We start from the raw sequence: 23,008 nt of genomic DNA on the forward strand, positions 1-23,008 counted from the left end.
TTGTTCCTCACGTTGTCTGCGCCAATGAGTCGGTCAATTTGGTGGTTGGTCGCCGCATATAGAGCGGTTCGAAATTTCCTGCCTGCTGGACTTCGATTTTACCTTCACGCACCATTTCAAGTGATGCAGCAAAAGTGCTGGCCAGCACACCACGCCGATCAGACCCCTCATCGAGATAGCGCGACAAGAAGACATCAAGCGGAGTCCAATCGGCCAAGCCACCAATTAGCCGCGCCAGAATTTCCCGGGCTTCTGACAACGACCAAACCTGCCGCTGCGAAATGGTAACTGTGGTCACGCTTTGACGCTGTTTCTGTGCTGCGTAGGCCGACAACAAGTCATACATCGTCGCGTTATAGCGTTGTTCACGGTGCACGATCACCGGCTCAGGGTCACCGCGGCCAAACACATCGCGGCCAAGCCGGTTCCGGTTCATCAGCCGCGTTGACACATCACGCATAGCTTCCAGCCGCCGCAGGCGGAACGCCAGTTGATTGGCGAGATCCTCGCCGCTCGGCCCCTCTTCTTCTTCAGGTTCCGGCAACAACAGCTTTGATTTCAGGAAGGCCAACCAAGCCGCCATCACGAGATAATCAGCAGCCAGTTCCAGTCGAAGCTTGCGGGCCTTCTCGACGAATTCGAGGTATTGAACGGCCAGTTGCAGGATCGAAATCTTCGCCAGATCGACTTTCTGGGTGCGGGCAAGCGCCAACAACAGATCGAGCGGACCTTCATAGCCATCAATATCCACTGTAAATCCGGGGTCACTGACCGCACGATCTACCGGCGTGGCACTTTCCCAAAGATCGGGATTGTTATCCGGTTTCGCGGCTGGCTCGCTCATGCTGTGCGTCCGTAGTCGGTCGGGTCAGCCGCGGCCACCAAAGGCCCCTCGCCCATCAACTCGGCGAACTCGCGACGCGTTTCCGCAACGTCGGCATCATCGAACGACGATAAGCCTACGACGGCTCGTTCCGCGCGTCGCAAGGCATCATTCTTCAAAATCGGGGTGTTCTCGGCCACTTCCACCATCTCATCCATATGCCCTGTGCAGTGGAGAATAATATCGCAGCCCGCAGCCGATATGGCACGAGCTCGATCAGATAACCCACCGGAAAGTGCACCCATGGTGATGTCGTCACACATGACCAAGCCATCATAGCCCATCTCGCCACGCACGATCTCGTCCATCACCTTTTTAGACGTCGTGGCGGGCAGTTTCGGGTCGATGGCCGAGTAAATAACGTGGGCCGTCATCGCCATGGGAATGTGTTGTAGCGTTGTGAATGGCTTGAAGTCCGACCGGCGTAGCGTCTCAAGATCCGCACTCACGACGGGTAGCGCATGGTGGCTGTCAGCGGTTGCACGCCCGTGGCCCGGAATGTGCTTTATCACCGGTTGAACGCCTCCAGCCATCAGCCCCTCGCATGCCGCCTGCCCCAAGTCAGTCACAGTCTCCACATCATAGCCATAGGCGCGATCGCCGATAACGTCGTGACCATCAGGCGTAGGCACATCGAGTACCGGCAGGCAATCAACGTTCACCCCAACTGCGTGCAGATCAAAGGCATGTAGACGGGACATGAGGTATGCGGCGCGGCATCCGGCAGACTTATCGCGGCGATAAACATCGCCCAACGCCTTGCCGGTTGGATATGCAGGCCAATGTGGTGGCTTCAACCGCTGAACACGACCGCCCTCCTGATCGACCAATATGGGAACCGCATCGTGGTCGGACAGGCTGCGCATCTCATCCGTCAACGCCAGAAGCTGATCGGGATTGTCCACGTTGCGGGCAAATATGATGAAACCCCACGGTTGAAAACGCTTGATAAAGGCGCGCTCTTCATCGGTGAGTTCAAGACCACGAACACCGCAAAGCAGAGCGGTGGTTCGGTCGGTCGCTGTAGTGATTCCTTTTTCCATGCCGAAAGATAGCGGCTTTGCGCTGCGCCCAAAAGACGAACGCCCGCCGTGCTTGTGCACGACGGGCGTTGATTCGGCAGTTTGTGCAACCGTTTAGCGGGTGACGAAGCAATCTCCGCCAGCAGATTTAAGGCTGGAACACATGGCGTTGGCTTCACTACGAGACTGCGCAGGAATGCGGACGCGGTAATAGTCGCGCCCTTTAACAACAGCCTTACGAATATCCACGCCCTTGCCGCCAACAATACTGGCGTAACGTCGGGAGATGTCTGCGTAGGATTGTTGTGCTGCAGCCTGCGAACGTTGGGAAGAAATCTGCACCGCAAATGGTGCGGTAGAAGCGGTCGTCACAGGCTCCGGTGCTGGCGCTGGCTTAGATTCGGGTGCTGGTGCAGCAGCAACTGGCGCAGGCTCTTCAACCTTTGGAGCCGGTACCGGTTCCGGCGTAACAGGCACTGCGGTAACTTTTACCGGAGCGATTTTCACCGGTGTTGGTGCAAGCTTAGCAACCGGCGCGGCTGGTGCCGCAGGTGTTGCCGGATCAGCAGTTGGTGCCGTGTAAGCGCCGGTTGGCTGGGTGGGCGCCACGATTGGAGCAGTCAGCGGAGCAGAGGCTGTCTCCTGCGGACCATCCGTAACGATAGAGCCATCAGGCCGCACAACGGTCGTGCGCACGCGCTTCGGCGTTAAAATGCGATCAGCAGCCTTGGGCGCACCGTCGTTTTGTTCGATGACACGTGTGGTCTGGACAGCAATTGGGGTCTCGGTGGTGTCGCGCAGTTCGGCCTGTTTCGGCGCTTCGACAGCTTTACCTTCGACGCTTTCATAGACCGCCTGATCTTGATTCGGCACAACACTGCCGCCGGCATCTTCAGGCTTTACCTTTACAGGATCTTTTTCGGCCATAAGAACAGGCACTTCGCCTTGGTTGCTGCCGCCGCCACTGAACAGCGAAACGCCAAGCGCCGCTGTCGCGCCTAGCATCGCAACGCCCAACAGAACGAGCGCAGCTTTACGCCCGCCGCGGTTGGCGGGTTTCGGCTCGAACGGCACCTGTGGAACGCGCAGTTCTTCTTCGTGGTAGATGGGAGCCTGAGCATCCGCGACCATGGTATCGAATTCAGCAACCGGGTCAGATGTATCGGCCACTAGATCAGAATAAGCATCATTGAAATCGGGCTCAGGTGCCATCCTAGGCATCGGAGCCTTGGCTGGTGCTTCTGCTCTGGGTGCTACCGGAGCAGCGGAAAAGCCGCCCCCCGCTTCAAGAACCGGATCGGTCATTAAAGATGGCGCAGCTGCTGCCGCAGTTTCTGCGCCCAAACCTTCAGATGCGATTTCTTCCTGCAGTGCGCGATCCAATTCTTCCGCGATAAGATCACTAAAGTCGGCTTCTGGCTCAGTGGATTTTGGAGCTTCATGTTTAACCGCGACAACGGAAACGACTTTCGGTTTCGCTGTGGTGGCTGGAGTGACTTGTGCTGGATCTGCGACGGCTCTCGCCACTGAAGGAGCAGCTGCAGCAGCGATAGATGCAAATGGCAGCGTCGCAGGTTTTTCTGCAGGTGCTGGTGCGGCGGCAGGGTCGCCATTGAAGGCACGCTGCAATTCCATCTCCAAATCGAACTGCAACGGTGGCGCATGATCGACCATTTCAATCTGCGGCGTCACAGCCTCAACGGGCGCTGGAGGAGATGCCGGGCGGGCCGGAGCTACTGGGCGGTCCAATATTGCCAGATCATCATGGAAAGATTGCGAAGCACCTGCGCTGCCAAGCGTGGTGCCGGAGCCCACGAGCCGTGACAGCTCGGCAAGCTGGTCCTCAGCCGCATTGGACGCGGAGCACAAATGGGTCTCGCCGTCACAAAAGGACGGAAGCAAAACGGGGCAAAGATCGTCTGGGGTATATGGGAACACAGCTGACACCTGTCTCTCGTGCCGGGCACCCCCCGCACGCGGCACAGACGAAACGCGTCGTGCCTAACTCAAAACTCGCCAATACTGGTGGTGCAGAAAGATTACGGCCAAATTCCAGCTACCGCATTTCCTGCGGAGCATCCGCCCCTATAATCGCAAGCCCGGAAGCTATGATTTCAGAGACAGCCGTAACCAAACCCAGTCTGGCCAAGGTCAATTCTGGGTTTTCTTGGTGAATAAACCGTAAAGTCACATCATCACGGCCCTTATTCCACTGTCCGTGCAGAAGCGCGGCCAGGTCGTAAAGGTAAAATGACAGGCGGTGCGGCTCCTGCGAACGGGCTGCTGCATCGATCACGCGCGGGTATTCCGCAAGCTTCCGCATGAGGCCATCTTCGCCATCATCAAGCAGTAGTTCCGTCTTCGCAGCGCGCAAAGCATCAGCCGAAATATCAAGGTTCGGCATGTCGCGAGCGGCCTGCCGCAACACGGAATGGCACCGTGCATGGGCGTATTGAACGTAGAAGATCGGGTTGTCGCGAGACTGCTCCTTCACCTTGGCGAAATCGAAATCCAAGGGCGCATCGTTCTTCCGATAGAGCATCATGAAGCGCACAGCATCGCGCCCAACCTCGTCCACCACTTCACGCAGCGTTATGAAATTGCCGGAACGTTTCGACATAGTCACCGGCTCGCCATCACGGAACAGTTTGACCAACTGGCACAAACGGATTGTGACTTTCGCCGTGTCTTCGGAAATTGCTTTCCCAAGCGCCTCCATGCGCTTCACGTAGCCGCCATGGTCTGCGCCGAGCACGAAAACCATCTCTTCAAAGCCACGGTCGAACTTGTCCTGAAAATAACCGACGTCAGCAGCAAAATAAGTGTAGTCGCCGCTGGATTTCTGCAACGCACGATCCATATCGTCGCCCACATCGGTGGAGCGGAACAAAAGCTGCTCACGGTCTTCCCAATCTTCCGGCGCAGTGCCTTTGGGGGGGGGTAGCGTGCCGGTATAGACAAGCCCCATATCGGTTAGGCGGTTCACGGCTTTCGAAATCGCGCTGCCCTGTTCGCCGCCCGCATGAAGGCTACGCTCTGAGAAAAACACATCGTGATGAACACCAAGAGCAGCGAGATCAGCGCGGATGAGGTCCATCATCGCATCAATTGCCGCAGGGCGAACGATAGCGAGCATGTCGCTTTCATCCATCGTCAGAAGCGCATCGCCATGAGCATCGACCAGCGATTGCCCCAGTGGTTTCAGATATTCACCGGGATAAAGGCCTTCAGGAATTTTCCCGATATCCTGACCCAACGCCTCCCGATAACGCAGGAACGCAGAGCGGGCGAGAACATCGATCTGTCCACCAGCGTCGTTGGTGTAATACTCGCGCACAACGTCATAACCCGCGAATTCCAGCAGGTTCGCCATAGCATCACCAACAACCGCACCGCGGCAATGGCCGACATGCATCGGGCCTGTTGGGTTGGCGGAAACATATTCCACATTCACCTTTTTGCCGTTGCCGGTAGCATCGGCGCCATAGCGCCTACCCTCGGTCAAAACGCGCGTTAGTTCGCGAGACCAGAAGCCATCGACAAGACGCAAGTTGATGAAACCGGGACCGGCAATCTCGACGGATGCGACATCGGCATCCTTTTCCAATTCCGCAGCAATAGTCGCCGCCAGCGCGCGCGGGTTGGTTTTCATCGGTTTGGCAAGGATCATCGCAGCATTGGTAGCGAGGTCGCCATGGCTCAAATCACGCGGTGGCTCGACCGTTAGGCGCGATACATCAGCGCCACTTTCTACAACATCTGGAAGGGCTTGCAGAACATTCGTAATGCGTTGCTCGAAGTCTTGGAAGACGTTGGTCATGCGATAAACTGCTCAAAATACGGGATAAGTGCCGCTTTGCTGCGGTGGGCAGCGGTTATCCCAGTTGCGGTGTGTGGTCAAACAGCCGCGCATGTTCCTGCATGGCATAGCGATCGGTCATTCCTGCAATATAGTCAGCAATGCGTCCGGCCTTTGTGTGACCATCCAAATTCTCCAACCGCCATTCAGGATCAGCAGGCATAGCGTTAGGATCATCGAAGTACCGATGAAACAGCTCCTCAACCACCTGCTCCGCCGCTCCCACTGCGCCCATAACCTTGGGGTGCCGGTACATGCGGCGATACATGAAGCGCTTATGCTCCTTCTCCAGCACATCCATTACAGGCGAAAACGCTACGATTGCGTAGTCCAGCTTCCGCACTTCATCGGCACTGACGGGCGCAGCTTCGCTTAAACGGCCGGAGGCTTCAGCGATCACATCCTCCACCATGCGCGTGATCTGCCGACGCACGAGTTCATGGATCATCCGAGAGCGTTCCAGATTAGGGTGATCACGACTGATTTCATGCAAAATCTCAGCGCAGAGCGGCACGTCACCTAGATCATTGATGTCAAAAAGCCCGGACCGGAGACCATCATCGAGATCGTGATTGTCGTAGGCAATATCGTCAGCAATCGCCGCACATTGCGCTTCAACGGAAGGCCAGCTCCAAAGCTGCAAGTCGTGCTTTTCGCTGTAGGCGAAAATGGCGGTTGGCACCGGCTCATCCAGCGGGTCACCGTCACGATCGGTCAGCGGACCGTTGTGCTTCACCAGGCCCTCGAGCACTTCCCATGTCAGGTTCAACCCATCGAAACCGGCGTAGCGGTGCTCAAGCGCTGTCACCACACGAAGCGATTGGGCGTTGTGCTCGAACCCACCCCAAGGCTCCAAACACCGCGACAGGGCGCGTTCTCCCGCATGACCGAACGGCGTGTGGCCGAAATCGTGAACCAACGCCAAAGCTTCAGCGAGGTCCTCATCGACATTGAGAGACCGCGCCAAAGATCGCGCAATTTGGCCCACTTCAAGCGTATGCGTTAGCCGAGTGCGAAAATGGTCGTTTTGGTTGTGAACGAAGACCTGCGTTTTGTGCATAAGCCTACGAAAGGCGTCGCTGTGAATGATGCGGTCGCGGTCGCGCTGAAAATCCGAGCGCGTCGGGCTGGAAGGCTCTGCCAACAACCGTCCCCGGGAATGGCGCCAATCACAAGCGTAGGGGGCGAGACCAAATCGCTCCGCAGGCTCTAGCGTCGAAATATCCGTCGTCACGCTCTCGCCTCACCGCATATAGCTATAGATGGTGGTAGAATCGTATAATTGACGCTCACCGTGCCCGTTCCTACATAGTTGGGTGAGCGGAGCATGAGAAGGCTAGTCCAATGACAGGGTCCAAAGAGATGAATTCCCAAAGCAGCGAAGCCGAAGTGAACGGCGTTGTGGTGTCCGAAGCGGCGGCCAAACGGGTAGCGCGTATTCTCAGCACCGAGCCGGACATGAATGCCCTGCGCGTGTCAGTAGAAGGCGGCGGCTGCTCCGGCTTTTCCTATAAATTCGATCTCACCGACGCGAAGTCCGACGATGACATCGTGCTGGCCAGCGAAGGCGCTACCGTGCTGATCGACCCGATCTCGCTGCAATATATGGATGGATCGATCATCGATTTTGTCGACGATCTAATGGGGCAGAGCTTCCAGATTCGTAATCCCAACGCTACCGCGTCTTGCGGTTGCGGTACCTCATTTTCGATGTGAGCCAGAGGTGAAAATCGCAAGCTGGAACATCAACGGCATCAAAGCCCGACACGATGTACTGATCGAATGGTTGAAACAGGCCGAGCCGGACATTGTTGGTTTGCAGGAAATCAAATCTGTCGACGAGAATTTTCCAGCCTCTGAGATAGAAGCGTTAGGCTATAACGTTCAAACCCACGGCCAGAAGGGTTTCAATGGCGTCGCCCTTCTCTCCCGCCTGCCATTCGACGAGGTCAATCGAGGCTTGCCCCTTCTTCGAGAAAGCGAAGATGAAGACGAACAAGCACGCTTTATCGAGGGCGTATTCTCGATAGAAGGCAAATCACTGCGGGTGGTTTCGCTCTATCTGCCCAACGGCAATCCAGTCGATGACCCACGTAAATTCGACTACAAATTACGCTGGATGGACCGCCTCCACGCTTGGGCCGCCGACAGGTTGGCGCTTGAAGAGCCGCTCATTTTGGCTGGCGACTACAACGTCATTCCACAGCCAAACGACTGTTGGAATCCGAAAGTTTGGGAAGGCGATGCGTTGTTCCGCGACGAAACCCGCTCCCGCTTCGAGGCATTGAAAAACCTCGGATTTACAGAAGCTCTACGTTCATCAGCCAACGCAGATGGCATCTATACATTCTGGGACTACCAAGCCGGCGCATGGCCCAAGAACCACGGTATACGTATCGACCACCTGCTCATGTCAGCAGAAGCGGCAGATATGTTCAACGGTTGCGGAATCGACTCGTTTGTTCGCGACTGGGAAAAACCATCCGACCACGTGCCGATCTGGTTGGAAGCGGCGGCTTAGAACGGAAACTTAGACGTAACCGTTAGACCTGACGAAATGTCCACGCGATGACGTCTTCGGCAAATGAGCTGAATGCGCGATCAAACGCAGCCACATAGTTTTCCGGCTGGTTTCCTCCGGTAGCAGCACTTGTCGTGAAGATACGCGACGCAACTACCCTGCCCGATTTGTCTGAAAGCAGTTTGATCGAAACCTCGATTACAGCCTCACCACCAATGATCTCGAAACGGCGAATATCTGGAATCAACTGGAAGTCGATGACCAATCCATCACCTGGTTTCGCCGTAGCGCCAGCTGAACCAGTGTTCTCGAAAGCCTCAACCAGCTTCGCTTGCACGAGGCGCGGCACCGAGTCGGACCACTGAGCGCCGGCCACATAAGTTATGATCTTGGGTGTCGGGCGCAAAATCATGCGCTCACTATCTATTGCTTTTAGTGACGTTGGCAGTTTGACCAGCAACTGCGCGTTGGTGCCACCTGCAACGCCGCCATCAAATGAGGGCGCAGAAAATTCATAGGTTTCACGTGGCTTTTCCGGCGCTTTCAGCAACTGGCAGCCAGACAGCACGAAAGCTGCCAGAAGCGTTGTTGTGATTGCCTTGAAGATCATACCGCTTTGTTACCCGAAACTTTGCCTGCCGCCCGTTGCCCGATTTATCGTCGGGGTCGACCGTTCGTTGTTTCCCGAACACGCGAACCGCCGGAGCCGGAGATCAACGAGGACGGATTGTCTTGAATGTTGCGGATAACACGGTCGAGGCGACTGAGCGACTGCGTGGCGGCGCGAATGAGAGCCGGTGTGTCCCCTAGGCCACGATCTGCCAGCTTCGTAACTGACCCAGTAATCTGGGCCATATTGCCGCTGAAATTACGCGCCGTACGGCGGAACTCTGCCAATGTGGAACGTGCATCTGCGGCCAATCCACCATCGCCCTCGGTGCCCAGCAAGTCACCGGCTTGTTCGAGCAACGCATCGACTTTCTTCGACGATTCGTTCAGGCGCGCTGCCAGCTCGGTCGTATCGGTGAGGATTTTTTCTACGTCGCCAGCCCGTTCACCCAACGGTTGTGTAACCTTACGAACATCAGTGACGATGCCCCGTGCATCAGTCGCCGCTTCCGAAGCCGCCCTTGCAGCTTTGGACACATCATCAACTGCGGCATTCACGCGCTCCGCATCGACCGCTGCCAGCAATGTCGAAACATTTTGCGTCGCAACCCGCATATCCGCCACCAACGCTTTCACAGTTTCTGCGTCGATTGCAGAGATAATATCGTTGGCGCGTCCAGTGGCGGTCACGATGGAGGATGAGGCGCGCTCAACATTGCTTATGGTACGCTGCACGGATTCTTCGTCCACAACTTCCAACACGGCCCTGGCCCGCGCAGTTGCTTGATCCAGATTAGCTATTGCGGTGCGAACACGGGCCGGTTCAACGGCTTGCACCGTTTCTTCAATGCGTCCGATGATCGGTCCGACGCGAGCCGTAGCACCTCGCACATCGGCAACCGCTTGCCCTGCAGCCTGAATAAGCGTTTCGATTTCCGCGCGTTGGTCGGCCAACCCTTTTGTAAAGCTCTCAACATTTTCAAGCGTGCCAGATACGGTTTGCGGATCGACGGCTGCAAGAATGGCTTCAACGCGGGTCACAGTGCCGTCGATTTTGCCGGACAGCGCTTCCAGCGACACGCCAACGCTCTGTGCGCTGGCGAGAAATTGCTCCACGCCTTCGCTGTTATCAGCCAACGCCTTTGAGAATTTTCGGGTGTTGATAAGCGTATCGGAAATCACCTGATCATTGCGCTCCACGAAGCCTTCCAACACGCCGACCACTTTCTCGGCCCGTACAGCAATCGATCCAACCTGATCTATAATATCGGTGAATGCAGACGGATTACCCTTAAGCTCCACCACGCCATCGCGCGGTGTGTTCGGCTGCACCAATCGCAAGGCATCAGGCGTGCCGCCTTCCAACTGGATAAAGGAACCGCCTGAAAGGCCACGGGCACCAACGCTGACGCGGGTGTCCTCGCGCAGCGGAACGTCAGGCTCGACAAGCGTGTTCACCGTCACGAAACGCGGATCATCTTTATCATAAGCAAGGCCGGTAACGCGACCGACCGTAATGCCGTTGAACTGAACGATGCTGCCCTCGACCAACCCTGAGACCGCGCCCTGAATGCGCACATCAAGGCGCTGCATGCGGTCTTTGTCGCCCACGGCCCCGAACCAATAGACAAGCGCAAACGACGCGACGAGCGCCGACAGCATAAACAGTCCGACAACAATGGTATTAGCGCGTGTTTCCATATGCCGCTTTTAGCGCCCCCCTAGGCCACACCACAACCATAGATCGCGGTTCTGCATACAGATGACAGCATCCCTCATGAGCGGGCGCGCTTGCCGCGGAAATATGACTGTATCCACTCATCCTCAACCGATGAAACTTCATCGACCGAGCCTGCCACCAACACCTTACCGTCCCGAAGCACCGCCACACGGTCGCAGACGGCGTGAATACTATCGAGGTCGTGGGTCACCATGAAAACGGTGAGGCCAAGCGTATCGCGTAAGGACGAGATCAGTTCGTCGAAATCAGCGGCGCCTATAGGGTCGAGGCCGGAGGTCGGTTCATCTAAAAAGACCAGATCAGGATCGAGCGCCAGAGCGCGCGCCAATGCTGCGCGTTTCACCATTCCGCCGGAAAGCTGGGACGGGTAACGGTCAGCTGCATGTGCCGCCAAACCCACCAAATCCATCTTCAAAGCCGCAAGTTCGTCCATCAGTTTCTGCGAAAGTGAGTGATATTCACGCATCGGAACCTGAATATTTTCTCTTACAGTAAGCGAAGAAAACAGTGCACCGTGTTGAAACAAAACACCTAGCCGTTGATCCATCGTGTTGCGCGTCGTTTCATCAGCAGAATCGTAGTCCTGCCCCAACAGTTTGATCGAGCCTTGCTGCTTTTGCGCCAATCCGAGAACAGCCCGCATCAAAACCGACTTACCGGTGCCTGAACCACCAACGAAACCCAGAATTTCTCCAGCACGAACATCGAGATCCAGCCCGCGCAGAATGTGAGCCGTACCAAAGGATACGTGAATGTCTCGAACACCCAATATGATCTCGCCGCGCGGAAACATGGGCTAGAAGTTCATCGCTGAGAAGAAAATCGTGAACAGGCCATCCACCACGATCACAAGGAAGATAGATTTCACGACTGCCGCAGTAGTGCGCTGTCCGAGGGACTCCGAACTACCACCAACTTTCAAACCCTCCACAGCAGCAACAAGTCCGATGATGAGTGCCATGACCGGTGCCTTCGCCAACCCAACAGCAAGGTGACGCGGCGAGATGTCTTCGGTCAACGTAGTGATGAATTGCGACGGCGTGATTCCAACATAAATGTCCATCACCACCATCGCCCCCATAATGCCCGCGATATTGCTCAACAGCGTCAAAATCGGCAGGCAAATCATGATGGCGAGCAGGCGCGGAAACAGCAACACGCCAACCGGATTGAGGCCCATCACTTGTAGCGCGTCGATTTCTTCACGCATTTTCATGGTACCGATTTCCGCCGTAATGGCACTACCGGAGCGGCCCGCCACCATAATCGACGTCAGCAATACGCCAACCTCGCGGAAGTGAAGAATACCCACGAGGCTGATCGCCAGCAGCTCCTCACCATAGGCCTGCATCTGATACGCGCCCTGTTGCGCGATAATTGCGCCGATCAGAAACGACATGACAAAAACGACCGGAACTGCGCGCCAGCCCATCTGATCAATCTGGTTCAGGATCGACATGACACGCAGGCCGCGACCAGAACCGCCGTTGGACGAAGGCCCGCGAACCGACGAGCCCAAAATATAAAGTGCAGTCATCAAATCGCGGCCAAACTCAATACCGATTTCGCCCAGCCGTACGATGGGGCCGCGCCAGCTTTTCGTCTGTGTTGGTGCATCGGTCTCGGGCCGCTCGCGCCGGTGGATCACATCCACCAGTTGCTGCCTGCGAGGTTCGTCGTCTTCGTGAGAAAATGCGATGCCCGCTTCTTCAACACGTTGCCGAAGGCGCTCGATCAGCCAAGCACCGGATGTGTCTAATTGCGTTGCAGCCGTCGTGTTTAAAACAAGTTTCGCAGAACCTTCGATGGAAAAAGCACGAATATCATCGTCGACCTCTTCAATGAACGCGATTGTCCAAGGGCCTGACGCAGTCACCAAAACGCCATCAGTATTGCGCTGAAAATCGACCTTTGCAGGCCCAACTAATTTGGCGAGATGATCGACAGTGTCCATTTCTAGAGGTCCAAAGCCTGCTTGAAGACATCATCGTCCACATTACCGCCTGACAAAGTCGCAACCACGCAGCGACCTTTGGTTTCCAGCTTGCCGGAAAGGATGGCGGCCAGCGCAGCAGCGCCACCCGGCTCCAGCACGATCCGCATTTCGCGATAGGCGAAGGCTACTGCCGCAAGCGCCTCTTCGTCGGAAATAGTCAGTCCTGCGCCCAGTTTCCCGCTGCATATCGCAAATGATTTCTCACCTGGCATAGGAGTAACGATGGCATCGCAGAGGCTGGTTGTTTGTACATTGCCGCCCTGCCGAACGCCTGAAGCGTGGGAACGGGCTTGATCGTCGTGGCCAACGGGCTCTGCAGGATAGACCGTTGCATTGGGAAAATGCTGTTCCATGGTCAGCAGAATTCCCGCCATCAAGCCGCCACCCCCAGCACAAACGACGACGTCGTCAGGTGTTTGGCCAAGAGCGGCCATCTGGTGACAGATTTCCAAACCTGCAGTACCCTGCCCTGCGATGACGTCGAAGTGCTCGTACGGGTGAATGAATGTAGCACCCGTTTCGCTGGCAATTTTCCCGGCAATCGCATCGCGATCTTCCGTAAAGCGGTCATATTCCACAACCGTTGCGCCCAACCGGCGGGTGCGATCCCTCTTCGTTTGCGGTGCATCCGACGGCATCACTATGGTAGCGGGATAGCCGAACATGGCCGCAGCGGCAGCAACACCTTGAGCATGGTTGCCCGACGAACAGGCCACCACACCGCCTTTGCTAACTGTATCAGGCAATTGCGAGACAGAGTTATAGCCGCCACGAAACTTGAAAGATCCGGTGCGCTGCAGATTTTCCGCCTTTAGGAAAATTCGCCCGCCAGCGAGCTCGTCCAATACATCGTTGCGTAACAACGGCGTCAGCACGGCATGACCGGCCAACCGCTCGGCGGCGCTGACGATATCGCTATATTGCGGCAACGGTTTCATGGGGCGAACGGTGCGGTTGAATAATGGCCTCCAACTTGCACGAGTCTTTTTCCCTTTTCGAGGCCGGTTTTCGGAAACCCCCTTGTTCGTTTCCCAAACTCTGCAATGATTTTCCAAAATAATGGAGAGTTTTCCAAATGGATCTCGGAATTTCAGGCCGTAAGGCCATCGTATGCGCATCCAGCGAAGGTCTGGGCAAAGGCTGCGCAATAGCGCTTGCTGAAGCCGGCTGCGAAGTCATCGTCAACGCCCGCACCGCCGAAACAGTTGAAGCAACGGTGGCAGAAATTCATGCAGCAACAGGTGCAAAGGTGACCGGAGTGGCAGGCGATGTCAGCACCCATGACGCGCAGCTGGCGTTGTTGGAAGCCTGTCCGAACCCCGACATTCTGGTGAACAACAACGGCGGGCCGCCGCGCAAGAACTGGGATGAATTGGACCGCCAAGCGATTCTCGATGGCGTTGTGCAGAACATGGTTACGCCCATCGAACTCATTCAGGCGGTTGCGCCGGGCATGGCTGAACGGGGCTTTGGGCGTATCGTCAACATCACTTCGCTATCGGTTCTTATGCCGATCGAAGGGCTGGACCTTTCGTCGGGCGCACGCGCTGGTCTCACTGCGTTCCTCGCTGGTGTTCGGCCACTCTACGCGGGCAAGAACGTAACGATGAACAACATCCTCCCCGGCAAAATGGACACCAAACGCTTGCGAGGTGGAATCACCGCCGGTGCAAAAGCTGCCGGCATCGAATTTGATGAAGCGGCGCAGCGCCAAATGAGTGAAATTCCAGCCGGGCGTTTTGGCACTGCGGAAGAGTTCGGCAACACCTGCGCGTTTCTTTGCTCGGCACATGGCGGCTACATCACGGGCCAGAACATTCTGATCGACGGCGGGTTGTTCCCCCACGCTTTCTAAACTGCCGCCCAATCGCTTAACCCGACAGCAACCGCATTTGCGCATAATCATGAAGTGAAACCCGTATGACACGGGTCGTGATAGCGGAACTTGTGCATTTGGCCTTGCAGCTTAACTCAAAACGGTTCTGTTTGCGCTCTGCAGGCGCGGCTGTTTTGGCTGCGGTGACGTTCTCAATTACCCCCGGATTCATCGCCAGTGCAGAAGCAAAATCCCACATTTGCGTGAAGATCGAAAGCGAACTTGCAGCCTACTCATCAGGCCGCGTGGCATCGGCTGAACAACGCAAAAACGTGGGACTGTCCAAACGCATGAAGCTTTTGGGCTGCACGGCGCAACCAAGCTTCTTTGGCCCCCGGCAACACAAAGCTTGCCCAACACTGCGCGGGCAAAAGCGCGCCTCGGACCGCCGATTGACGCGCGCGGAATCCGATAAGGGAAAAAAGCAGTTGGAGCGACTTCACCAGCGCAACAACTGCGGCACAACCACAGCCAAGAAGAAACCAGTTTCGATTTTGGAGCGTCTGTTCGGAAGCACACGGTCCGCCCCGTTGGCCGAGCGCAAAGTCGTGGTCCTGGGCCGCGAGCCTGTGCAATCGCGCAAGAGAGTTCGCATCAAACGAACAGTCCGCAAGACATTCAGCGATAAACCGGTCGAAGAAAAACAACTGCAGACGACATCTATCAGCAGCTACGGCAAGGCCAAAGTCCGCTCACTGTGCGTGCGAACTTGCGATGGATACGCCTTCCCTGTGAGCTTTTCCACGCGGACCAAAAATCTTGAAAAAGACGCAGAAGCCTGTGCCGATTTATGCCCGGGCCGTGAGATGCAACTGTATTTTCACAGGGCCAGCAACGAGAGCATGGCGCAGTCTATTTCTTACGCTGATGGCACCGACTACGCTGCCATGCCCCGCGCTTTCGCGTTCAAACAGAAATTCGATCCGAACTGTTCGTGCAACCACCGGCTGGTGAAACGCGAAGCGCCGCAGATAGCCACACCGCTGTTCAACAAAAAAGCTTTGAAGAAAAAGAAGAAACTCGCAGTCGAACAGGTCAGCACGCGGGCAAGACCATCCTGGCGACCAGCAGCTGTTCAGACAATCTCAGGTGACGAAAAGCCCATTCAGGTTGCAGCAGAAGAAACGCTGGCGAATATCGACAACCATTCTGATGTCAAACCTGCCGAAATTCGTCCGATCAGGGTAGTCGGCGAAGAGTTTCTTCCCGACCGATAAGCGATAACAACGGGGCAAGTTCCGGACCGTGTTCAAGTCCGGTCAGTACCTTGCGCAGCGGCATGAAAAGTCCGCGACCCTTGCGGCCTGTCTCTTGCTTCAACGCAGTGGTCCACTCTTTCCACACATCATCACCCCAAGGCGCAGCAGGAAGAGCCTTGGCGGCAGTGATCAGGAAATCGCGATCATCATCGTCGATAATCGCACCGTCAAACCCTTCACGAATGATAGGTACCCAGTCGCTTACATCGTTAAGCACGGTCATATTGGCACGCACGGTTTCCCAAAAGACATGTCCTTCATCGCAGCCAAGTGCCTGCAAACGGGGCTGGGCATCTGCGTAAGGCATCTGGTGCAGGATCTGTTCGTTCAGTGCTGAAATCTCTCGTGGTTCGAAACGCGAGTTGGACTTCGATACGGTCGATGGATCGAACACATCTGCCAAAGCAGTTAAAGAAGACAGCGCTTCAACATCAGCTGACGTACCGGTCAAAGCAGCAACACTGGCAACTGCCATCGGCTCCAACCCGCTTTCCCGCAGGCTCGCGATAGACAAAGCGCCTTTACGCTTCGACAGACCTTCGCCGGATGCATCCTGCAACAAATTGTGGTGGCCGAAGGTTGGCGCATTGCCACCCAAAGCCTCCATCACCGCAATCTGGACGCCTGTATTGGCAATATGGTCCGCACCACGAATAACGTGGGTCACGCCCATGTCGAGGTCGTCCACCACGGAAGGCAACGTGTAGAGATAAGTGCCATCGCCTCGCACAAGAACAGGGTCCGACATTGAGGCGAGATCAACGGTCTGGTCACCTCGCATAAGGTCGGGAAAATGCACCTCGGTGCGCTTGGTCTCGAACGGATCACCGCTATGGTTAGGAAGCAGGAAGCGCCAATGGGCGGTTCGGCCCTCTGCTTCGAAGGCCGCGCGTTCTTCATCCGTCAGTTTTAGCGCAGCACGGTCGTAAACTGGCGGCAGACCACGAGCCATCTGACGTTTGCGGCGACGGTCCAACTCATCGGCAGTTTCATAGCAGGCGTATAGAAGACCAGCTTCCCGCAGCTTGGAAGCCGCTGCATCGTAGAGTTCGGTGCGGTCCGACTGCCGCTCCATTCGATCCCACGTGACCCCAAGCCAAAGCAGGTCTTCTTCGATGCCTTTGGCAAATTCAGACGTGCTGCGCTCGGTATCGGTATCGTCCATGCGCAACACGAAGTTGCCGCCATGTTTGAGAGCGAAGAGCTTGTTGAACAAAGCGGTGCGGATATTGCCCACATGCAGGCGCCCGGTGGGCGATGGTGCAAAGCGGACGATGGGTGTGGAAATATCGGTCATGTAGCGGCTGTAGCCAAGCGATCAGGCAGGCGCAACCGGTCTGCGCCTTGCAAGGAATCCTTGCGATGCAAACCACATGGCAATGATAGAAACCGAACAGAACATTCCCATAAATATCAGCTGTGTCGTGAACGGGATTCCATAATCGATTAACGCACCCGTAGCACCTGGGCCTGCGGCCGACATGAACACCATCAAAGACACGGTGACCGACCGCAACGAACCGAGATTGCGGGTGCCATAGACCTCCGGCCAGATGGAGCCGAACAAGGTTGAGGTCATGCCGTAGGATAAGCCCAACAGGACCATGAAAATAAACAATGTTGCTGGGTTGGTGAAAGAACCCAACACGAAACAAGCCGCCGCCAGCGGAGCCATAAAAATTGGTAACAACCGCGCCGCGCTGAAACGATCAACCGCATAACCGGTGAGGAGCGACATGCTGACAGTAATGATGGCCATGACCGCGAAGGATAGGTCGTAGCTGGTACGTGACCAGCCGTTCAGGTCGATCAGATAATCCTGATGAAAGAAGATCGACGTACCGATAAACGCTGGTGAGAAAATGCCCAACCCGGCAAGCCAGAAGAGCGGATCGCGCAGCATTTCCGCTCGTGTCCATTGTCGACCCGTCTCAACCGCATAGCCGTCCACATCTGTTGCAGACTGCGGCACACGCTCTACACGCATTAAAAGCACGATGACTGGGAGCGCCACGAACAGCAGCACAGCAGATGCGGCCAACCAACTGCCGCGCCAACCCAACCACCCAGCGATCCATACAAAGGTGAGTGGTGCCAGTCCCTCGGCAAACTGATGACCGATGGAGGCGACCGATACGGCCTTGCCGCGATTGGCCGAATACCAGCGCCCCATGGCGGTGATCGCCGTATGAGTCATCATACCTTGTCCGAACAGGCGCAAAAGGTAGATGGTCACGATAAGTAGCCAAACTGACTGCACGACAGCCATGGAGGCAGCCGCAATCGCCAGCGAAACGATCACGATGGAGGCAGTCACCGCAACGCTGGTGACATCCACCAAACGCCCAACGAACGGCATGGTCAGCGCGCTGGCCAGAGTTCCAACCAGATAGACCAGCCCGAACCCGCCATGGCTCAGGTCAAAAGCCTCACGGATTTCAGCGCCCCAGATGGAAATGTAGAACGTTTGGCCGAAGCCGGAAAACATCGCCAGCAGAAAGCCACCCACGAGCCAGCGGGCATTTTGCGCGTAAAAATTCATGCGAGGGTTTCTTCGCTATGAAAGCAAGTCTGTATGCGCGTGCGGATTTGAAAGAGGCTCATACCTCTCCCCTATGCCCGCTTTTGGCGCTACGCTAGTGGCTTGTTAAAACAGGCCACCCGTTCCTTGTTGAACAGCTTCCTGCGCTTCCTTGTTAACGCGAAGCTGGCCACGCAACATCTCGCTTTTGAAGCCGATAACGGTCTGCTTGCTCGGCGGCTTGGTGCCAGGCTTAAACGCCTCCATGATAACGCCGGGCTGCCCGGGGCGGGCCAAAAGACCTGTCTTTGCGTTGATTGGAAACAGCTTGATGCCGTTGGGGACGCGGAAATCGATAGCAGCAGTTGGGCTCATGGAAGCCTGCATGAACTCGGTGAAGATGGGCGCAGCCAAACCGCCCCCCGTGTTGCCTTTACCCATTGGTTCAGGCCGGTCGTAGCCGACGAAGACACCCACCACCATGTCCGGCGAATAGCCAACGAACCAAGCATCTTTTTCGTCATTTGTGGTACCGGTTTTGCCGGCAATAGGCACTCCGAGCGCAGCAACGGACGTGGCTGTACCACGCTGGACGACTCCTTCCATCATGGAGGTGATTTGATACGCAGTCATCGGGTCGAGAACCTGATCGCGATTGTCGATCAGTGCAGGTTCGGCTTGCCCGTCCCACTTTTCCGCTTGGCAAGCTTCGCAGGTGCGTTCTTCGTGGCGGTAGATGGTTTTCCCGTAACGGTCCTGAATGCGGTCAATCAGCGAAGGTTTGATGCTTTTGCCGCCATTGGCCAACACCGAATAGGCTGTGACCATCTTAAGAACAGTTGTTTCGCGCGAACCAAGCGATGATGCGAGACCGCGAATATCTTTGTCATAGATGCCGAAGCGCTTGGCATATTCTGAGATAAGCGGCATGCCCATGTCATTGGCCAGGCGCACAGTCATCAGGTTGCGAGATTTCTCGATACCGCGACGAAGCGTTGATGGGCCGGCATATTTGCCGCCGTAGTTCTTGGGTTCCCAAACACCCAGCGTACCACCTTGGTCCTTCTTGAACGGACCGTCCAGCACTACCGATGAAGGAGTGTAACCATTGTCCAAAGCCGCCGCATAAACGAAGGGCTTAAACGAGGAACCCGGCTGGCGGTTTGCCTGCGTCGCTCGATTGAACTGTGAATCGTAAAAAGAAAAGCCACCAGCCAGTGCCAACACGCGGCCAGTGTGGGGGTCCATCGCGACCAATGCGCCACCGACTTCTGGCACCTGTTCCAGCACCCAACGGCCATCTTTGTTGCTGACGTGAATGACGTCGCCAGGCTTCAGAACGTCTGCAAAAGTTTCCGCCTTACCGGACGTTCTCTTGCCGCCTTCGCGGTTCGTCAGTTTGCGTGCCCATTGAGCGTCTTCAAAAATGATTGAGCCTTCCGCGCGTTCGTCGGAAATACCCTGATTGATCAATCGCTCAGGGCGGATGCCGATGCGGGCGGTGCTTTCGTTCACGTCCAAAACAACGGCTTGCGTCCATTCAGGGCGGTCCCGCAGAGCCTTCTTCTCAATCAGCGCCTTGCCCCAGTCATCCGCTATTTCTTCCGGCGTCAGCGTATCGAATGCACCGTGATAGCCGCGTTTGCGGTCATAGGTCAGCAAACCTCTGGAAAGAGCAGCTTTCGCTTTTGCCTGCATGTCCGGCTCAAGCGTGGTTCTGATCGAAAGACCACCTTCATACAGCGCATCGTTGCCGTAACGGTCGATGATCTCACGACGCACTTCTTCTGAGAAATATTCGCCGCTGGCAACGAAAGTGTTCTTCCGCTCTGTACGAACGCCGAGTGTCTTGGCCTGCGCCTCGCTGGCCTGTGCGTCCGTGATGTAACCGTTGATCGCCATACGACCGATCACCCAGTTGCGGCGCTCGATGGCACGGTCCGTGTGGCGGAACGGGTGATAGTTGTTCGGCGCTTTGGGAAGCGAAGCCAGATAGGCGACTTCGTGAACGTCGAGATCACCAACGGACTTGTCGAAATAGGCCAGCGATGCCCCTGCTACACCGTAGGAGCCAAGACCGAAGAAGATCTCGTTCAGGTAGAGTTCAAGGATCTTCTCTTTCGAATATGCTTCCTCAATGCGGAAGGCTAGCATTGCCTCTTTGATCTTACGGTCAGCGGTGCGGTCGCTCGTAAGCAGGAAGTTCTTCGCAACCTGCTGCGTGATTGTCGAAGCGCCACGAGCGCGGGCATCACGACCTGAAAGCTTTGCCTCGCCATACGCAAAAGCAGCGTTGCCAAGAGCGAGAAAGTCGACGCCACCATGGCGGTAGAAGTTCTTGTCTTCCGCAGAAATGAACGCCTGTTTCAATAGGTCCGGGATCGCTTGAATGGGAAGATACAGCCGACGCTCGCGGGCGTACTCAGCCATCAGACCACCGTCAGCAGCGTGAATGCGCGTGGTCACCGGCGGCTCGTAGCGGCTCAAAACTTCATAGTCGGGAAGCTCGGCTTCGAGATCTTTCGCGTAGAGAAACACCATAGCTGCGCCCACAAGCAGCAAAACGGTGCCAATGCCGAACAAATATCCGAACAGCCGTAAAATCATGTCATTCTCTTTTCGCGGTTCCAGCGCAGCACTGCTGCACCAAACAAATCGTCAGGCATACGCCCTGCCCTGAACCGGCTTTCGCCGCACCAGCTCGACCCTGCTTTAGCGATAGAAATCGGAGCGTAGTGTGGCAAATCTTGCCACACGCCAAATGCGTATGTGTTGTTGTAATTTTGCACCGTGCAGTTCATCGCCCCGGTCATCGCATTGCAAACCGTGGGGCAAAGAATTTGTCGACCGCTTTTTTAAGCGCAATCACGGCTTTCGCCTGCCACTTGGGTGACGCCATCAACCGCTCGTCTTCAGCGTTAGACAGATACCCCATCTCCAGCAAAATCGACGGCACTTCCGGTGCGCGCAGCACAGCAAAATCGGCGTGACGGTGCGGGTTACGGATCAGTTTGATCTCATCCTGCATGCTGTCCACCATTTTGCGCGCCAGCCGTACGGAATAGACTTCCGTTTCACGCCGCGTAAGATCTATCAGAATGTCGGCCACGCCGGGCTTCACCTTCGGCAGTTCCATACCAGCCATGAGGTCAGCGCGATTTTGCTTGCGGGCTAAGATTCGCGACAACGTATCCGATCCCTCTTCTGACAAGGTGTAGATGGTTGCGCCACGAATGGACCGCTGGCGCAACGAATCTGCATGCAGTGAAATGAACAGGTCCGCATGATGACGACGCGCAAATGCCACGCGATCATCGAGAGAAACGAAACTGTCATCATCGCGGGTCAGCATAATTTGATAGCGGTCGTCTTTTTTGAACGCCTCACGCATCAGCATGGCGAATTGAAGCGTGATCTCTTTTTCGTTGGTGCCGCCACGGCCGGTAGCACCACCGTCAACACCGCCATGGCCGGGATCGACCACAACGACGAACTTCCGCTGTTCTTCAGGTGGCTTCACCGCGACAACAGGTTTTTCCTCTTCCGGCTTGCGAACGGAAGCGGCAAAACTCTTCGGGTCACTTTTCACCAGTTCGACGATAAGCCTGCTGCGGTCTTCACCAACGACCAGACGCAATTGAGCGTTTCGAACGCTTGCGGGGCCGGAAAGCGCAAGCACAACCTGACTGCGGTTTGCATCTGCCGCACCAAAGGAAATACCGGACACAAGGGAGTCGGGGAGTTTGCGCCCTTCCGTTTCAATGGAAAACAACGTCGGCGGCAACGTGATCACAAGGCGCGCAGGTTCTGCCAGAAACCACGTCTCGAATTCGACGTCACGATTAAAATCGACAATCAGACGCGTCCGCGTTTTGTCACCCACAACACGCGCGGCAAAAGCGATGGCCGGTTCAGGCGCGGTTTCTTGCGCTGCAAGCGCAGCAATACGCCCGCCCCCGCCAAAAAGCAGGCACAGCGTCAGGATCAACGCGAATGCAGAACGGAACAACATAATGCACGGTGCATGAAACATGGTTAATGGTGCGTCAACGAATTGCAGCGCAACATTAAACGCTGATCACGCTCTCGTTGTACTGTTACAACACGACTTGTGTTTTCATAGATGCGTGCCTAAGTCTTAAACACGGCCAACGGACCAGTTATATGGATCCTGCGGGAACGGAACTGCGGGCATTGGGGCCGCAAGCTACGTTCGATGCGCATACGGGTTGCGGACTGCACCCCACATCGAAACGCTTGACCGAATGAACGCTTTGCCGAGTGTTTGGCGGCATTATTGCAGCTGACTGTCCTGTTGATTCTTGAACAAAAACTTCTGGCCGGAAGATTCGAATTTGCGCGGCTGCCGCGTTCCAGCACCCCTGGAGAGCAGATCGCGCGAAGCAACAGCCCTCGCCATCATATTTGGCCAAGGGGCAAACGCGTGGTCACCCGCGCAATCACCGATCCTGCCGGGCATGTGCCTTGCAGATCTCAACATGGCGGAAACCGCTCCACATCATGGAAACGACCGGCACATCGACGCACATAACGCCCGGCAGGATAAATCTTGCCACGCTAGGCGCTGCTGCATTCTCGATGCCTTGCCCGACGTCGACCTCCAGTGGGCAACCGTTGGTCTTGCCAAGTGCAGCCGACCCAAGCGGTTTCGAACATAGCAGATCACCCCATACCATCAGCGACCTCCCGCGAACTTTACT

Annotated in this window: 19 protein-coding genes; 4 read left to right on the plus strand and 15 right to left on the minus strand. The window is 56.1% G+C overall.

Annotation, left to right across the window (positions count from 1 at the left end):
* Nucleotides 1-7: 7 nt before the first annotated feature.
* From R2A130_RS02960 to R2A130_RS02980, 5 genes are all read right to left on the minus strand, one after another.
* Nucleotides 8-844, minus strand: a complete 837-nt coding sequence (locus tag R2A130_RS02960; RefSeq protein WP_009463512.1) for a ScpA family protein — start codon at nt 842-844, stop codon at nt 8-10.
* The gene (gene nagZ / locus R2A130_RS02965; protein ID WP_050786036.1) at nt 841-1,926 is read right to left on the minus strand and encodes a beta-N-acetylhexosaminidase; all 1,086 of its coding nucleotides are present in this window, start codon (nt 1,924-1,926) and stop codon (nt 841-843) included. The genes R2A130_RS02960 and nagZ overlap by 4 nt, the downstream gene beginning before the upstream one ends.
* 93 nt (nt 1,927-2,019) lie before the next feature.
* Complete coding sequence (locus R2A130_RS02970) at nt 2,020-3,843, minus strand: SPOR domain-containing protein (protein WP_156798365.1); 1,824 nt, start codon at nt 3,841-3,843, stop codon at nt 2,020-2,022.
* A 118-nt stretch (nt 3,844-3,961) separates the two neighbouring features.
* Nucleotides 3,962-5,725 carry an arginine--tRNA ligase gene (gene argS / locus R2A130_RS02975; RefSeq protein WP_009463518.1) on the minus strand — a complete coding sequence of 588 codons (1,764 nt, stop codon included), beginning with the start codon at nt 5,723-5,725 and terminating at the stop codon, nt 3,962-3,964.
* A gap of 55 nt (nt 5,726-5,780) precedes the next feature.
* Nucleotides 5,781-6,998, minus strand: coding sequence for a deoxyguanosinetriphosphate triphosphohydrolase (locus R2A130_RS02980; RefSeq protein ID WP_009463520.1), 1,218 nt, complete (start codon nt 6,996-6,998; stop codon nt 5,781-5,783).
* 155 nt (nt 6,999-7,153) lie between these two features.
* Here R2A130_RS02980 and erpA point away from each other — a divergent pair, with 155 nt between their 5' ends.
* Nucleotides 7,154-7,480, plus strand: a complete 327-nt coding sequence (erpA, locus tag R2A130_RS02985; protein WP_211098024.1) for an iron-sulfur cluster insertion protein ErpA — start codon at nt 7,154-7,156, stop codon at nt 7,478-7,480.
* A gap of 7 nt (nt 7,481-7,487) precedes the next feature.
* Entirely contained in the window at nt 7,488-8,285 is a 798-nt protein-coding gene (gene xth / locus R2A130_RS02990; protein WP_009463524.1) for an exodeoxyribonuclease III, read from the plus strand.
* A 22-nt stretch (nt 8,286-8,307) separates the two neighbouring features.
* On the opposite strand, the gene R2A130_RS02995 is transcribed toward xth, so the two are convergent.
* The 5 genes from R2A130_RS02995 to R2A130_RS03015 all read right to left on the minus strand — a co-directional run bounded on the left by R2A130_RS02995 (nt 8,308) and on the right by R2A130_RS03015 (nt 13,569).
* Nucleotides 8,308-8,895 carry an ABC-type transport auxiliary lipoprotein family protein gene (locus R2A130_RS02995; protein ID WP_009463526.1) on the minus strand — a complete coding sequence of 196 codons (588 nt, stop codon included), beginning with the start codon at nt 8,893-8,895 and terminating at the stop codon, nt 8,308-8,310.
* A gap of 44 nt (nt 8,896-8,939) precedes the next feature.
* A complete protein-coding gene (locus R2A130_RS03000) occupies nt 8,940-10,595 on the minus strand; it encodes an MlaD family protein (RefSeq protein WP_009463528.1) in 1,656 nt (551 codons plus the stop codon).
* Nucleotides 10,596-10,669: 74 nt separating this feature from the next.
* Nucleotides 10,670-11,428 (minus strand): ABC transporter ATP-binding protein, encoded by a 759-nt coding sequence (locus R2A130_RS03005; RefSeq protein ID WP_009463530.1) that lies wholly within the window; start codon nt 11,426-11,428, stop codon nt 10,670-10,672.
* A 3-nt stretch (nt 11,429-11,431) separates the two neighbouring features.
* Nucleotides 11,432-12,589 carry an ABC transporter permease gene (locus tag R2A130_RS03010; RefSeq protein WP_009463532.1) on the minus strand — a complete coding sequence of 386 codons (1,158 nt, stop codon included), beginning with the start codon at nt 12,587-12,589 and terminating at the stop codon, nt 11,432-11,434.
* A gap of 2 nt (nt 12,590-12,591) precedes the next feature.
* A complete protein-coding gene (locus R2A130_RS03015) occupies nt 12,592-13,569 on the minus strand; it encodes a threonine/serine dehydratase (RefSeq protein WP_009463534.1) in 978 nt (325 codons plus the stop codon).
* Between the two features lie 137 nt (nt 13,570-13,706).
* Between R2A130_RS03015 and R2A130_RS03020 the strand changes: the two genes are divergently transcribed.
* Nucleotides 13,707-14,486 (plus strand): SDR family oxidoreductase, encoded by a 780-nt coding sequence (locus R2A130_RS03020; protein WP_009463536.1) that lies wholly within the window; start codon nt 13,707-13,709, stop codon nt 14,484-14,486.
* Between the two features lie 65 nt (nt 14,487-14,551).
* Nucleotides 14,552-15,724 (plus strand): DUF2865 domain-containing protein, encoded by a 1,173-nt coding sequence (locus R2A130_RS03025; RefSeq protein ID WP_009463538.1) that lies wholly within the window; start codon nt 14,552-14,554, stop codon nt 15,722-15,724.
* Here R2A130_RS03025 and gltX read toward each other — a convergent pair.
* The 5 genes from gltX to R2A130_RS03060 form a co-directional block, all read right to left on the minus strand.
* Entirely contained in the window at nt 15,687-17,063 is a 1,377-nt protein-coding gene (gene gltX, locus R2A130_RS03030; RefSeq protein WP_009463540.1) for a glutamate--tRNA ligase, read from the minus strand. The genes R2A130_RS03025 and gltX overlap by 38 nt on opposite strands.
* A gap of 21 nt (nt 17,064-17,084) precedes the next feature.
* Complete coding sequence (locus R2A130_RS03035; RefSeq protein ID WP_009463542.1) at nt 17,085-18,308, minus strand: MFS transporter; 1,224 nt, start codon at nt 18,306-18,308, stop codon at nt 17,085-17,087.
* 105 nt (nt 18,309-18,413) lie between these two features.
* The gene (locus R2A130_RS03040) at nt 18,414-20,891 is read right to left on the minus strand and encodes a penicillin-binding protein 1A (RefSeq protein ID WP_040304803.1); all 2,478 of its coding nucleotides are present in this window, start codon (nt 20,889-20,891) and stop codon (nt 18,414-18,416) included.
* Nucleotides 20,892-21,096: 205 nt separating this feature from the next.
* A complete protein-coding gene (locus tag R2A130_RS03050; protein ID WP_040304594.1) occupies nt 21,097-22,320 on the minus strand; it encodes an N-acetylmuramoyl-L-alanine amidase in 1,224 nt (407 codons plus the stop codon).
* Between the two features lie 427 nt (nt 22,321-22,747).
* A complete protein-coding gene (locus R2A130_RS03060; RefSeq protein ID WP_009463549.1) occupies nt 22,748-22,984 on the minus strand; it encodes a hypothetical protein in 237 nt (78 codons plus the stop codon).
* Between the last annotated feature and the right edge of the window lie 24 nt (nt 22,985-23,008).

This window comes from Ahrensia sp. R2A130 (assembly GCF_000179775.1).
In the GTDB taxonomy this organism is placed as follows: Bacteria; Pseudomonadota; Alphaproteobacteria; order Rhizobiales; family Rhizobiaceae; genus Pseudahrensia.